General features: G+C 38.3%; 12 protein-coding genes and 1 tRNA gene. 9 read left to right on the forward strand and 4 right to left on the reverse strand.

Going from position 1 to position 14,196, the window contains the following annotated elements; translation table 11 throughout:
• The first annotated feature begins 9 nt into the window (after nt 1-9).
• From DYI03_RS09910 to DYI03_RS09945, 8 genes are all read left to right on the forward strand, one after another.
• Nucleotides 10-873 (forward strand): hypothetical protein, encoded by an 864-nt coding sequence (locus DYI03_RS09910; protein WP_021669996.1) that lies wholly within the window; start codon nt 10-12, stop codon nt 871-873.
• A 28-nt stretch (nt 874-901) separates the two neighbouring features.
• Nucleotides 902-2,350, forward strand: coding sequence for a cell division protein FtsA (gene ftsA / locus DYI03_RS09915; protein WP_021669995.1), 1,449 nt, complete (start codon nt 902-904; stop codon nt 2,348-2,350).
• Between the two features lie 50 nt (nt 2,351-2,400).
• Nucleotides 2,401-3,714 carry a cell division protein FtsZ gene (gene ftsZ, locus DYI03_RS09920; protein ID WP_021669994.1) on the forward strand — a complete coding sequence of 438 codons (1,314 nt, stop codon included), beginning with the start codon at nt 2,401-2,403 and terminating at the stop codon, nt 3,712-3,714.
• A 274-nt stretch (nt 3,715-3,988) separates the two neighbouring features.
• Entirely contained in the window at nt 3,989-5,356 is a 1,368-nt protein-coding gene (locus DYI03_RS09925) for an Ig-like domain-containing protein (protein WP_021669993.1), read from the forward strand.
• Nucleotides 5,357-5,599: 243 nt separating this feature from the next.
• Nucleotides 5,600-5,998, forward strand: a complete 399-nt coding sequence (locus DYI03_RS09930; RefSeq protein ID WP_004355388.1) for an energy transducer TonB — start codon at nt 5,600-5,602, stop codon at nt 5,996-5,998.
• A gap of 290 nt (nt 5,999-6,288) precedes the next feature.
• Nucleotides 6,289-7,809 carry a 2,3-bisphosphoglycerate-independent phosphoglycerate mutase gene (gpmI, locus tag DYI03_RS09935; protein WP_021669991.1) on the forward strand — a complete coding sequence of 507 codons (1,521 nt, stop codon included), beginning with the start codon at nt 6,289-6,291 and terminating at the stop codon, nt 7,807-7,809.
• A gap of 67 nt (nt 7,810-7,876) precedes the next feature.
• A complete protein-coding gene (gene ung / locus DYI03_RS09940; protein WP_021669990.1) occupies nt 7,877-8,539 on the forward strand; it encodes a uracil-DNA glycosylase in 663 nt (220 codons plus the stop codon).
• 29 nt (nt 8,540-8,568) lie between these two features.
• The gene (locus tag DYI03_RS09945; RefSeq protein WP_004355249.1) at nt 8,569-9,165 is read left to right on the forward strand and encodes a DUF3109 family protein; all 597 of its coding nucleotides are present in this window, start codon (nt 8,569-8,571) and stop codon (nt 9,163-9,165) included.
• A gap of 358 nt (nt 9,166-9,523) precedes the next feature.
• Here DYI03_RS09945 and DYI03_RS09950 read toward each other — a convergent pair whose 3' ends face one another.
• From DYI03_RS09950 to DYI03_RS09965, 4 genes are all read right to left on the reverse strand, one after another.
• Nucleotides 9,524-10,390: a helix-turn-helix domain-containing protein gene (locus DYI03_RS09950; protein ID WP_021669988.1), complete on the reverse strand. Its 867-nt coding sequence runs from the start codon at nt 10,388-10,390 to the stop codon at nt 9,524-9,526.
• Nucleotides 10,391-10,773: 383 nt separating this feature from the next.
• Nucleotides 10,774-12,744 carry a DNA topoisomerase (ATP-hydrolyzing) subunit B gene (gyrB, locus tag DYI03_RS09955; RefSeq protein WP_025064490.1) on the reverse strand — a complete coding sequence of 657 codons (1,971 nt, stop codon included), beginning with the start codon at nt 12,742-12,744 and terminating at the stop codon, nt 10,774-10,776.
• Nucleotides 12,745-12,993: 249 nt separating this feature from the next.
• On the reverse strand, nt 12,994-13,248 hold the full coding sequence (gene rpsT, locus DYI03_RS09960; protein ID WP_004355247.1) for a 30S ribosomal protein S20: 255 nt from the start codon (nt 13,246-13,248) through the stop codon (nt 12,994-12,996).
• A 24-nt stretch (nt 13,249-13,272) separates the two neighbouring features.
• Nucleotides 13,273-13,344: transfer RNA gene (locus DYI03_RS09965), tRNA-Glu, on the reverse strand.
• 115 nt (nt 13,345-13,459) lie between these two features.
• On the opposite strand from DYI03_RS09965, the gene recO reads away from it, so the two are divergent.
• Nucleotides 13,460-14,185 carry a DNA repair protein RecO gene (gene recO / locus DYI03_RS09970; RefSeq protein ID WP_004355262.1) on the forward strand — a complete coding sequence of 242 codons (726 nt, stop codon included), beginning with the start codon at nt 13,460-13,462 and terminating at the stop codon, nt 14,183-14,185.
• Nucleotides 14,186-14,196 lie beyond the last annotated feature (11 nt).

The raw sequence follows: 14,196 nt of genomic DNA on the forward strand, positions 1-14,196 counted from the left end.
AGTAAAGAAATGTACACAAATTGGAAAAAAATAATCTTCTGTGCATTGGATGTCATACTGGCATTCTACCTTGTCATGGCAGTAACATCGTGGAATACACCTGATAAATCCACACGTGTCTGCTCAAAAGTAGATATTAATATTTCCGATTCCAACAATGCGGGATTCCTAAGTGCCGCAGAAATAAAGCATATACTTGAAAAAGTAAAACTTTATCCACTCAACAAAAAATTAAATACCATTGAACCAAGGAAAATAGAAGAAGCTTTGAAAGTTGGTCCCTTTGTTGATACAGCACAATGCTACATCACTGAAAATGGACACGTCAATATTTTAATCTCACAACGAATGCCTATCATCAGAATTAAAAGCAACCGTGGTGGCGATTACTACTTGGACGATAATGGCGGAATACTGCCTAATTCGAAATATACAAGCGATTTAATTATTGCATCAGGGAATATTAGCAATTGGTTTGCACAATATGGCGTTGCGCCATTGGCGAAAGCAATTAATAAATCAGAATTTTGGTTGAACCAAATCGAGCAAATCCACGTTTGTAACGACCACGGAATTGAACTCGTACCACGCATTGGCGACCACATTATATTTATTGGCTACCTGCCAATGAAGAAAAACAAAGCCGCAAACGAAAAGAGTATTGCAGAATTTGTAGAGAAAAAGTTGGCTCGTATAGAGAAGTTCTACCGCTACGGACTATCGCAAGCAGGGTGGAACAAGTATTCTTACATCAATGTAGAATTTGATAATCAAATCATTTGCAAGAAAAAAACGAACAAAGACCGACAGGCTGAACTCCTCAAACAACAAAAAATGGAAGAGGAAGTAAGTACAACGGAAGTAACTGAATAAGAACAAAATAAAGAAAATAATTTATAGTATGGCAGAATTCATAGTAGCCATTGAACTGGGCTCATCAAAGATTACAGGTATTGCTGGCAAGAAAAACCTTGACGGAAGTATCTCTGTGAATGCCGTTGTTAAGGAAGACGCCTCACAATGTATCCGCAAGGGCGTAGTCTATAACATCGACAAGACTGGACAGTGCTTAACCAGCATCATAAACAAGTTGAAAAAGCAACTCAAACATGAAATTACGCACGTCTATGTTGGCGTTGGAGGACAGTCCATTCGTAGTGTGAAGAATGTTATCGTGAAAGAACTTCCTAACGAAACCATCATTTCTAGCGATATGATAAACGAATTGATGGACGCAAATCGTGATATGACTTACCCTGAACAGGAAATTCTTGACGCTGCCACACAAGAGTATAAGGTTGATAACCAAGACCCTATCGACCCAGTTGGTATCAAAGCATCACACCTTGAAGGCAACTTCTTAAATATTTTATGGCGCAAATCATTCTACGACAATCTTAATAGTTGCTTTGAAAAAGCAGGTATTGCCATTGCAGAGATGTATTTAGCACCTTTGGCATTGGCTGATAGCATATTGACTGAAAACGAAAAGAGAGGCGGTTGTGTACTCGTTGACCTTGGTGCAGAAACTACTACCGTATCGGTTTATTACAAAAACATACTCCGACATTTGGCAGTTTTACCTTTGGGAAGTGCTAATATCACAAAGGATATAGCAAGTTTGCAAATGGAAGAGAAGGACGCTGAAAAGCTAAAACTCACACATGGAAGCGCTTACACCGAAGATAACGACATTGATAACAATCTTTCTTACCCTGTTACAGCAGACTATTCAGTTGAAAGTCGTAAAGTTATTGAAGTCATTGAAGCACGCGTAGAAGAAATCATTGAGAATGTAATCTACCAAATTCCATCAGAATTTGCAGATAAACTCCTTGGCGGATTTGTTTTAACGGGTGGTGGCTCAAACATGAAACACATGGAACGTGCTTTCCGAAACCATTCCCATGTTGAAAAAATAAGAACTGCAAAATTTGTAACCCAAACTATCAATTCTACAAATGCCGACATCAATGCAAAAAATGCGATGATGTGTACCATTCTTGGACTCTTAGCAAAAGGCGATATTAACTGTGCGGGAGCGGCTATCAATCCAGACCAAAAGCTATTTGATGAAACAACAAAGGCTACAACAGCCACTACGACCGATATTCACACTACTCCTCGCAAACCTACCGAGATAGGACAAGGCGTAGTTCTCACTGCTGCAGAAAAAGAAAAGGCAGAAGAAGAACGCAAACGTAGAGAGGAAGAAGAGCGCAAACGCAGAGAAGAGGAAGAAGAAAGACGAAAGAAAGAAGAGGAAGAAAAGCGTCGAAATAGTTTTTGGGGCAAATTCACTCGTAAAATCAAAGAGTTTGGCGGTCAGATGTTAGAACCAGAAGACTAATTGATTGGTAAGATTTATAACAAATTTAAGAAAACTAAGAAATTAAGATTATGGCAGACAACACGATAAAAAGCGATATACTCGATTTTGGCATAGAAGAACCAAGCAACAGAATCATCAAAGTAATTGGTGTTGGTGGCGGTGGCGGAAATGCTGTAAACCACATGTACAAAGAAGGTATCCATGATGTGAACTTCGTATTGTGCAATACAGACGCACAAGCATTAAACGACTCACCTATTCCTGTTCATTTACAACTCGGTAAGGAGGGACTTGGTGCTGGAAACAAACCTGCAAAAGCAAGAGAAGCAGCCGAAGAAACACTCGATGATATTAAGGCTATGCTCAGTGACGGCACAAAAATGGCATTCATCACAGCTGGTATGGGCGGTGGTACTGGTACAGGTGCCGCTCCTGTCATTGCTCAAGTAAGCAAGGATATGGGCATTCTCACCGTAGGTATCGTTACCATTCCATTCCGCTTCGAGGGCGATAGAAAGATTGACCAAGCCTTAGATGGTGTTGAAGAGATGGCAAAACACGTTGATGCGCTGTTGGTTATCAACAACGAACGCCTCAGAGAAATTTATCCAGAGATGAGCTTGCTCAATGCGTTTGGCAAGGCTGACGACACATTGAGCGTTGCGGCCAAGAGTATTGCCGAAATTATTACCGTTTACGGAGTGATAAATCTTGACTTTAACGATGTTAAGACGGTATTGAAAGATGGCGGCGTAGCTATCATGAGTACAGGCTATGGCGAAGGGGAAGGACGTGTAAAACAAGCCATTGAAGACGCTTTGAACTCTCCATTGCTCAATGATAACGACATTTACAATTCTAAAAAAATACTTCTTTCCATCAACTTCAATAGCAACAACAAGGAGAATCCTGGTTTAGCAATGGAGGAAATGAACGATGTAAATGAATTTATGAGCCGCTTTGGAAGCGACTTTGAACTGAAATGGGGCTTGGCAATTGACCCTGAACTTGACAAGAAGGTGAAAGTAACCATACTTGCTACAGGCTTTGGCATTAAGGACGTAGACGGAATGGGCAACCATATCAAGAAACACTCGCAGGAAGAAGCAGCCCGATTGGCAGAGGAAGAAGAACGCGAAGCAGAAAGAAGAGAGCGCAGAGAGCGTATCTATGGTGGCAACAAGGCTAGAAAAACAAAGCGTCGTCCACACATTTTCTTGTTCTCACAGGAAGATTTGGACAACGAAGACATTATCCTTGCCATTGAAAATACGCCTACTTACAAGCGTACAAAGCAAATGATAAAAGATTTAAAGACTACTGCTGAACACAAAGAGGACACACCAACCGAAGAAATTCAAGGTGTTATCAGCTTTGTATAAAGGGGGTTTTTCACATATTTAATGATACAAATAAAAGGTGTTTTCCTCGGAAAGCACCTTTTATTTTTGTAATATTTCAAAGCAAACGAACACTTTCATTCCGAATAGAAATAAATCGCTTATTCATACCTACTAAAAAAAGAGGATAACAAACATACAAAACATCAGCTTTATTTTGCTTACTCATACTTTTTTCATATTTTTGTAACTTATAAGCTACCTTTTATACAAGAATATTATATTTTTATTAAAAATCTGAATTATTAAAACAATTATGAAGAAAGAAAAATTATCAATGCTAATAATGCTCCTCAGCATTATTTTCTTTTCAGCTTGCTCTGACAAAAACGACGCAAACGAATCATTTACAATCTCAGTTTCTCCTAAAACATTAACTCTAAAAGTGGGCGAAACTGCTGTTTTAACTGTTAATGATGCCCCCCAAAATGCTCAATTGACTTGGAAATCTGCCAACGAAAAAGTTGCAAAAGTTGAAAATGGGAAAGTGCAAGGACTCGAAATTGGCACTACGAAAATCATGGTAATTGCTAAAAAAGGCGACATTTCTTCAGAAGCTGTATGCGAAGTTACCGTTGTGGAAGATGAAAACAAGGCAATTGCATTCACTGACCCTTATTTAAAGCAGCTGCTCTTAGAGAAAGTTGGTGCAGATACAAACAAAGATGGTCAAATTTCTATCGCAGAAGCCAAAGAAGTTAAAATACTTGACTTCGATTATTCGGTAGACGATGCAGTTGAAGAGGGCAAAACTATTAAGAGTTTAGAGGGTTTGCAGTACTTCACTAATTTGGAAACATTGGCTGTAAACTACCATCACATTGCTGACGCTTCACCTATCTATAAATTAACGAATTTGAAAGTTCTTCACATCGGTGCTAATAACATCAAGACAATAGACCTTTCAAACTTCAAGGAGCTAAAAGATATTCGTGTTTTCAAGAACGCTGAACTCGCTACACTTAATCTTACAAACAACACAAAGTTGGAAATTGTTGATATTCATAACACACTTATCAGCGAGTTAGACCCTACCCCACTCAAGGAACTCAATACTTTCGTTGCAAGCCATACGCAACTTAAAAATATAAAGTTTGTAGACCTTCCGCTACTGACAGGTATTGACTTGAAAGGAAGCACACTTACAAGTCTTGAAGTAAGCAATTTGCCAAAACTCGAAAAGTTGTATATCGAACAAAATCAAATTAATAGTTTGAAATTAAGCAACTTACCGGAGTTGCAACACTTGGTAGCTTACGAAAATAAAATTACAAAAATTGACTTCGAACTTCCTAAATTGATGTTCTTAACCATTAACGACAATGAAATAAGCGAAGCCAATTTCAGCAAAATGCCTATGTTGTTCCGCTGCTACATCAGCAAAAACAAACTTACAAAAATCGACTTTACCCAAAATAATATCATCGGTGATATTGATTTAACTTACATACCTACATTGGAAAGTATCGATTTGAAAAATGGTGCTTTCATGGACAACCACGAGTATGCGCTGTTCTATGGAAACACGAACTTAAAAACTATCCGTGTTGATAAGGGGGACGAAGAAACTTATGTAAAAGGATTAGCTCAAAACTTTAAGAACGTACAAATTATTGCAGAATAAAATGTATGCGACCTAAGTATTCTAAACGCAATTCATGTTTGCGTGAAACACGCAAATAAATAGTATCTCATACAAAAGAGCCTGTTTTGAAGTTCAAAATAGGCTTTTTTATTGTTCAAAACAATAGGTTTTCATAATCTTCTTGTTTTCAATACTTTACAAAACTGAATGTTTCACGCTTTTTAAAACAATATATAGAGGTTTCAAAAGACAATAAACGGCTCATAAAACTGTTATATTAATATGAGAAAAATACTAAATCTTATCTTCGGAATGCTACTTTGTTGCAGTTCAATAGCAGCAAATAACACAACCAATATTAGCTTGGAGCCAGGCGACACGCTAACAATTTGGCAAGATGAATATTGTGTGAAGTTTCCTGGCAATCTGCAAGAATATATAAAGGCGCACATTCAATATCCACCAGAGTATGCTGATGCTAATATTGCAGGAAGAATTATTGTTTCATTTAAGATACATCGCAGTGGAAAAACGTCCAGTTTTAAGATAATTCGAGGTTTAGACCCATTGATAGACAAGGAAATTATCCGAGTAATGAAAACAATGCCAAAATGGATTTGGTATTCAAAAAAACGCAGAACTATAAAGTTTTTGTTCCCTGCGTGCATCTATTTAGAGTAAAACCTTTCGGTTTATTTTGCTCGTGTGGTTAGTTCTTCTCTATTTCAACTGTCTCAAAATTTGCGATAGTTGAATTTTCCCTACTATATTTTACAGTAGTTTTAAGTAGACAAGGACTTATAAAATAATATCATCTCAATGCTTTACTTGCCAACTCCATATTGCAAAGCCTTGACACAGATAAATAATGCAGAACGAAAGAGACTTAAATGGTTGGTTTATTCGTATTTTAGGAGATTTTTCAGTACCTTTGTGGCTCACAAAATAGGTAAAAAAAGAATAAAATAATTATGGCAAAGAAAGCACTTCTGATGATTCTCGATGGTTGGGGTCTCGGGAAACATGGTAAGGAAGACGTGATTTTTAATACACCAACTCCTTACTTAGATTATTTAAATGCAGTTTCAGCACATTCATACTTAGAGGCTTCGGGCGAAAACGTGGGTCTGCCAGACGGACAAATGGGCAACTCGGAAGTTGGACACCTTAACATTGGTGCTGGACGAATTGTTTATCAGGATTTAGTTAAGATTAATAAAGCGTGCCAAAGTGGTGATATTCTGAAGAATCAAGAAATTATCAACGCTTATAGTTACGCTCAAAAAGAAGGCAAAAAGCTTCATTTAATGGGTTTAACGTCTAATGGTGGCGTTCACTCTTCATTGGAACATCTTCATAAACTTATTGAAATTGGTAAGGAATATGGCTTGAAAGACGTTTATGTTCATTGCTTTATGGACGGACGAGATACCGACCCAAAGAGCGGTGCAGGTTTTATCAAGGACATTCAGAGCGTGTGCGACAAGAACGATGCGCATATTGCATCTATCATTGGACGCTTCTACGCAATGGATAGAGATAAGCGTTGGGAGCGAGTTAAGGAGGCTTACGACCTTATTGTAGAAGGTAAGGGAAAGAAAGCAGCCGATATGGTAAAAGCAGTTGAGGAAAGCTATGCCGACGGAGTAACCGATGAATTTATCAAACCAATTACCAACGAAAGTGTAAATGGTACTATTGCTGAAGGCGATGTGGTTATTTTCTTCAATTTCCGCAACGACCGTGCAAAGGAATTGACTTATGTTTTGACACAAGAGGATATGGCTGAACAAGGTATGCACACTATCAAAGGTTTGCAATACTATTGTATGACTCCATACGATGCAAGTTTTAAGGGCGTTCATATCCTCTTCCCAAAAGAAAATGTAACCATGACTTTGGGCGAATATTTGAGTGCTCAAGGCAAAAAACAATTGCATACGGCTGAAACCGAGAAGTATGCTCACGTTACATTCTTCTTCAATGGTGGTCGTGAAGAGCCTTATAAAGATGAAGACCGCATCTTGGTAGCTTCGCCAAAGGTGGCTACTTACGACTTGAAACCAGAAATGAGTGCTTACGAAGTAAAGGATAAATTGGTGGAAGCAATCAATACAAACAAGTATGACTTTATCGTTGTGAACTTTGCAAACGGCGATATGGTCGGTCATACAGGTGTTATGAATGCGATTGCGAAGGCAGTTTATGCGGTAGATAACTGCGTGAAAGACGTGATTGAGGCTGCAAAAGCCAACGATTATGAAGCAATCATCATTGCAGACCATGGAAATGCTGATAACGCATTGAACGAAGACGGAACACCAAATACCGCTCACTCGTTGAATCCAGTACCTTTTATTTACGTTACTGACAACAATTCGGCACATGTAAAACCTGGTCGTTTGGCTGACGTGGCTCCTTCTATTCTCCACATCATGGGATTGGAGCAACCAAAGGAAATGACAGGCGAGTGCTTGATAGAAGATAAATAAACAAAAGATAGGTTTAGCCCCATTGGAACGCAAACTCCATTGGGGCTGAATTGTTTTTAAGAGCATTATGGTTGATATAGAAGCATCGTGGAAACAGTATTTAGAAGCTGAATTTAGTAAGCCTTATTTTGCAAAACTAACCGAAAGTGTGCGGCAAGAATATGGTCAATATCAATGTTTTCCACCAGGAAAATTAATTTTTAATGCCTTCAATCTTTGTCCTTTCGATAAAGTTAAAGTAGTCATTCTTGGACAAGACCCTTACCACGAAGTAGGGCAAGCTATGGGATTGAGTTTCTCTGTGCCGCAAGGAGTAATGCTTCCACCATCATTGCAAAACATTTATAAGGAGATAAACAAAGACCTTGGAAAACCAATACCCGCATCGGGCGATTTAACTCGTTGGGCGAAACAAGGCATTTTATTGCTCAATGCTACGCTAACGGTGCGTGCGCACGCTGCCAACAGTCATCAAATGTTGGGGTGGGCTAACTTTACTGATGCGGCTATCATGGCACTAAATGCTCACCGTGAACACATTGTTTTCATGCTTTGGGGTGGGTTTGCACGTTCAAAAAAGCGACTAATTGATACCAATCGTCATTGTATTATCGAATCAGTACACCCTTCTCCGCTTTCAGCCAATAGAGGAGGGTGGTTCGACCAACATCAATTTTCGCGTTGCAATGCCTACCTAAAGGCGCAGGGATTGGACGAAATAGATTGGTAGGCTACTTCCTCAAACATAAAAGAAACATTATGAATGAAAAGAAGATGATGCCAATTTTGCAAATTGGCGATGTTTTGGTTTCGCCTGATATTATAACCGAAAAGTTTTGTTGCGACCTTGATGCGTGTAAGGGCATTTGTTGCGTGGAAGGAGATGCAGGTGCGCCTATTTCTTTAGACGAAATTTCGGCAATAGAAGATGTTGTTGATGACGCATGGCAAACGCTTAGTGCTTCGGCTCAAGCCGTTATTGACAAACAAGGCGTCGCTTATACCGACCGAGAGGGCGACTTAGTAACAAGTATTGTGAACGGAAAAGATTGCGTTTTCACCTTTCACCAGAAAGATTGCTGCCTTTGTGCGTTAGAAAAATTGTATCGTGAGGGGAAAACAACCTTCGTAAAACCTATTTCATGTGCCTTGTATCCTATTCGAGTAAAGGAGTTTGGCAACAATCTTGTAGGCTTGAATTATCATCGTTGGGACGTTTGTAAAGATGCAGTGGCAAAGGGAAAAGAACTCAATTTGCCTATTTATAAGTTCTTAAAAGGTCCTTTAATTCGTCGTTTTGGGGCTGAATGGTATGCTGAATTGGAAGCTGTTGCAGCTCAACTGCTAAGCAATTAGCATCAATAGGCAGGGAGATATATACTCTTTTTCATAGACTTCTCCCCTATTATTTTATGGAATATAAAACAATGCCGATTTTAAAAAAAATAAAATAGCCTGTTTTGTCGTTCAAAACAGGCTATTTTGAGCTTCAAAACCTATTGTTTTGAATTGAATAATAATGGATAAAAAAATAGGCTTTGTAAGGTTTTGATTTTCAACGACATACAAATTAGTCAAAATTTCCACTTATTTTCTAATCTTTGCGCAATGCTTTAGCTTTATTTTAGAACTATATGCTAAAAACAAAAGGAGCTGAAAACTATATGCTTTCAACTCCTTTTTCCTTTCATTAGGTGTTTATTTTTGCTTTTGCTTAACTTCTTCTGAATTGTGAAGGACTCTTTCCGTAACGGTCTTTGAAGTATTTTCCTAAGAAACTTTGATTAGGGAAGTTCATTTCTTCTGCTATTTGCTTGATACTCATCTTGCTATTCTTCAAAAGAACACGGATTTCCATCATCACATAGTAATCAATCCATTCGCTTGGCGTGCGTTTGCTGACATGCTTAATCGTTTCTGACAAGTATTTTGGAGAGATATAAAGCTGTTCAGCATACCAACTTACACGGCGTTCCGATTTATATTCTTTTTCAACCATGTGGATAAAATCGGCAAAAATAGTTTCGCCACGCGTTTTACCCGTCTTTTCTACTTGCTGAACACGATAAATTACGTTGCACATATCGTATATTAGCACCTTCAACATGGTCGCTACTAACTCACGTCTGAACTCATGGTCAAGGTCAAGCATCTTGAGTTTTACAGCCTGAATATAGGTAATTAATTCTTTAACCAATCTATTTTCAGCATGAAAAACTGGGTGACGGCGTGCAAATAAGAACAATGTTGAAAGCTCTTTTACGTTGCTTACGATTTCTTGAAAGAAGTCATAAGAAAGGAAAAGACAAACTCCTTTGCTCCCTGGTGCTATTTTATAATCGCCCATAACTTGCCCTTCGCTCACAATAAGAATATCGTTCGCAACAACTTTATGAACTTCTGTATCCACAGTATATTCAATTTGTCCGTCCGTACAAATTGCCAATAATAGGCATTTCATCTTTGACGTTTCACTTAAAACAGGCAGTCCTGTTGTTTGATCATAAAGAACAAGGTCGCTCTCTATGTTAAATCCATACGGGTGCTTTGCCTTTATTAAGTCTATGTTAAGTTCCCTCATATCAATAAATTTCGGTTCTCTCAAACTATTATGCTTGCAAAATTAATGAATATATTGTAGATTTAGCAAAAATATTGGGAAAAATTGGTCAAATAATAATTCAAAAAACAATAAAGTTTTTCAATATTTCCACAAATTACTTAATTATTGGCTAATTTATTACTTTTTTAGCGACTACTTGGCATTGATTTGAGATTAATTCCCATTCACATAAAAGAATATTTATCGTAGAAAAACAAATGAACTTCTCGCTTCAAATGTATAATCCCCTTTCAGTAAGAATTTTAACAATGTGCTACAATATGTATCACAATTTGTTTTATTCTTTCTGAAAGGGGATTTTATTTTTAACTTCTTCTCCTTACACAGACGAAATCAATGCTTTAAGCATCAATATTGGCATAAGTTGCGTTCTGCTCAATAAATTCTCTACGTGGTTCAACATCATCTCCCATTAACATTGAGAACATTTCATCGGCTGTTGTAGCGTTTTCGATGGTTACTTGCTTGAGCAATCGTGTTTTTGGATTCATTGTTGTATCCCAAAGTTGTTCAGGATTCATTTCACCCAAACCTTTGTAACGCTGCGTATGGAGTGCTTTATTTTCTTCATCGCCACCCACATATTTTTCTAAGAATTGTAAACGTTGTTGCTCAGTGTAGCAATATTCGCTTACTTTCTTGAATGTACATTTGTAAAGTGGTGGTGTTGCGATATAAAGGTGTCCTTCTTCGATAACACGAGGCATGTAACGATAGAAAAGTGTCATGATAAGCGTGTCAATGTGAGAACCATCGACATCGGCATCGGTCATAATTATAATCTTATCGTAGCGCAATTTATCGGTATTTGCTTCAAAGTCTGACTCGCCATCTACGCCAAATCTTACTCCAATAGACTGAATAATGTTCATTACAGATTCTGCTTCAAACACTCTATGGCGTTGTACTTTTTCTACGTTAAGGATTTTACCACGCAATGGAAGAATGGCTTGCGTATAGCGGTCGCGACCTTGTTTAGCCGAGCCACCTGCCGAATCACCCTCGACGAGGAATATTTCGCATTCTTTTGGGTCTTTGTTAGAGCAGTCAGCCAACTTTCCTGGAAGTCCACCGCCTGTCATTACGTTTTTACGCTGTACACTTTCACGAGCTTTGCGGGCTGCGATACGTGCTGTAGCAGCAAGAATCACTTTATCGCAGATAAGCTTTGCTTCTGCTGGATTTTCTTCTAAATAGTATGAAAGTGCTTCTCCCACAGCTTGTTGAACGGCACCAGATACTTCGCTATTACCGAGTTTTGTCTTTGTTTGACCTTCAAATTGTGGTTCTGCTACCTTGATTGATATTACCGCAGTTAAGCCTTCACGGAAGTCTTCACCCGTAATTTCAATTTTTGCTTTTTCGATTTGCTTTGCAATTTGCGTATCATTGTCGGCGTAAGCCTTGAGTGTACGCGTTAAAGCGGTGCGGAAACCAGTAAGGTGTGTACCTCCTTCGATTGTATTGATATTGTTCACATAAGAGTGAATATTTTCATTGTAATCGTTGTTGTACATGATAGCTACCTCAATAGGTATGCCTTGCTTTTCTGTTTTGAGGTAGATAACATCGTCAAACAAGTGTGTTCTATGGCGGTCTACATATCTAACAAATTCTTTCAAACCCTCTTGTGCATGGAAAACTTCTTGCTTTGTCTTTCCTTCTTCGTTTGGTCGAAGGTCGGTAAGTGTGATTTTAATACCTGCATTGAGGAATGCAAGTTCTCTCATTCGCCTTGCTACAATATCCCATTGATATATTGTTGTTGTGAAGATAGAGGCGTCTGGCCAAAATTGTTGTCTTGTTCCAGTCTTATCTGTATCGCCTACTATTTTTACAGGGTATAATGGTTTACCTTTTTCGTATTCTTGTTGGTAGATTTTTCCGTTTCTGAACACTTGCGACATCATGTGTGATGATAGTGCATTGACACAACTAACCCCCACTCCGTGCAAACCTCCACTGACTTTATACGACCCTTTGTCGAACTTACCACCTGCGTGAAGCACTGTCATAACGACTTCGAGCGCACTTTTATGTAGTTTTTCGTGTTCGTCTACGGGAATACCGCGCCCATCATCTTCAACTGTTATGGAGTTATCTTCGTTGATGGTTACTTCAATATGGCTACAATATCCAGCCATCGCCTCGTCGATAGAGTTATCAACGGTTTCGTTGATGAGGTGATGAAGTCCCTTTTCGCTGATGTCGCCAATATACATTGCAGGTCTTTTTCTTACTGCTTCGAGTCCTTCGAGTACCTGAATGTTACTGGCCGAGTAATTGTTCTCGTTTTCTAAGTTATCTGCCATTTTATTTAGATTGTACTTATTCTTTTTTTGATAGTTGTTTTTGAGTTTTGGTTTTATATTTTTAATAACTACCTTTCCCATCTATCTATTTGCAAAGATACAAAAAATCCCTTGTTTTTCGCAATATTTATTGCCAAAAATGTTTAACCTTTGATTGTTTTTCTTTTATCTTTAAAATGCAAAAAGGCCGCACTCGTTTTCGAGTACGACCTTAATTATTCTTTATTAGCTATGACTTACTAAACCTTATTATCCAAGGCTTGCAACGTGCTGACAGAGACCTGATTTTAAGTTTGCAGCCTTATTCTTATGAATAATGTTTGTTTTTGCAAGCTTATCAAGCATCTTTTGTATTGATGGATAAAGCTTAATAGCTTCTTCCTTATCAGCGATATTGCGGAATTTGCGAACAGCATTACGCATTGTCTTTGCGTAGTACTTATTATGCAAAGTCTTCACTTTGTCTTGACGGATTCTTTTAAGTGATGATTTATGATTTGCCATCTTTACTTCTATTATTTTTATTAGTAGTCTCTAGGGGAATCGAACCCCTCTTACAAGAATGAAAATCTTGTGTCCTAGCCGATAGACGAAGAGACCATCATTTGTTTTGCGGGTGCAAAGGTAGTGGTTTATTTTTAATCAACCAAATTTTCTCAAAGAAATTTTCATCAATCGTGCATTTTTTTGTATTTTTGTATCAGTAAAAAGGCTTATGAACACAAAAACGCGTGGAATTGTGCTTCGCAGTGTCCGTTATGGTGATGCGAAGTTGATTATTGATGTGCTGACCGAACTCTCGGGGCGCATTTCTTTCGCAGTGCGTGTTCCTAAGACGGCGAAAGGCAAACTAAAAAGACAGTATTTCCAACCGATGACCTTGTTAGATATGGAGTATGAATGGAGGGAAAGGAATACGCTTCAGAACATGAAAGATGTAAGAATTGCATTGCCTTACACGTCGATACCTTTCGAACCTGTAAAATCAACCATGCTTTTGTTTTTAGCCGAGTTCCTTTATTATGTAACTCGGGACGAGCAACAGAACGCCACTTTATTTAATTATATATACAATAGTTTGGAATGGCTGGACAATAGCGAAAAGGATTATGCTAATTTCCACCTTGTTTTCATGATTCGATTGGGTAAATTCTTAGGTTTTCAGCCTTATTTAGAGGAATACACGCAAGGGGCTTATTTCGATTTGCGCAATGGCTGCTTCACTTCTTCGCTGCCTTTTCATGCTGACTATCTCCCCCAAAAAGAGTCGGAACAAATGTACACGCTCATGCGAATGACTTTTGACACAATGAAAGTATTTAAATTGTCGCACAACGAGCGCAACCGCATCACTGATTATATTTTGCATTACTATCGTTTGCATGTTCCGAATATGCCCGATTTGCAAAGTTTCGATATTCTTCGTGAGGTATTTGCATAAAGCAACAATCG

The organism is Prevotella disiens (assembly GCF_900454955.1).
Classification (GTDB): domain Bacteria; phylum Bacteroidota; class Bacteroidia; order Bacteroidales; family Bacteroidaceae; genus Prevotella; species Prevotella disiens.

What these genes read in the sequence shown, in the direction of transcription:
- DYI03_RS09910 (WP_021669996.1), top strand. Translation starts at nt 10, where the DNA reads ATGTACACAAATTGGAAAAAAATAATCTTCTGTGCATTGGATGTCATA.
- ftsA (WP_021669995.1), top strand. Translation starts at nt 902, where the DNA reads ATGGCAGAATTCATAGTAGCCATTGAACTGGGCTCATCAAAGATTACA.
- ftsZ (WP_021669994.1), top strand. Translation starts at nt 2,401, where the DNA reads ATGGCAGACAACACGATAAAAAGCGATATACTCGATTTTGGCATAGAA.
- DYI03_RS09925 (WP_021669993.1), top strand. Translation starts at nt 3,989, where the DNA reads ATGAAGAAAGAAAAATTATCAATGCTAATAATGCTCCTCAGCATTATT.
- DYI03_RS09930 (WP_004355388.1), top strand. Translation starts at nt 5,600, where the DNA reads ATGAGAAAAATACTAAATCTTATCTTCGGAATGCTACTTTGTTGCAGT.
- gpmI (WP_021669991.1), top strand. Translation starts at nt 6,289, where the DNA reads ATGGCAAAGAAAGCACTTCTGATGATTCTCGATGGTTGGGGTCTCGGG.
- ung (WP_021669990.1), top strand. Translation starts at nt 7,877, where the DNA reads ATGGTTGATATAGAAGCATCGTGGAAACAGTATTTAGAAGCTGAATTT.
- DYI03_RS09945 (WP_004355249.1), top strand. Translation starts at nt 8,569, where the DNA reads ATGAATGAAAAGAAGATGATGCCAATTTTGCAAATTGGCGATGTTTTG.
- DYI03_RS09950 (WP_021669988.1), bottom strand. Translation starts at nt 10,390, where the DNA reads ATGAGGGAACTTAACATAGACTTAATAAAGGCAAAGCACCCGTATGGA.
- gyrB (WP_025064490.1), bottom strand. Translation starts at nt 12,744, where the DNA reads ATGGCAGATAACTTAGAAAACGAGAACAATTACTCGGCCAGTAACATT.
- rpsT (WP_004355247.1), bottom strand. Translation starts at nt 13,248, where the DNA reads ATGGCAAATCATAAATCATCACTTAAAAGAATCCGTCAAGACAAAGTG.
- recO (WP_004355262.1), top strand. Translation starts at nt 13,460, where the DNA reads ATGAACACAAAAACGCGTGGAATTGTGCTTCGCAGTGTCCGTTATGGT.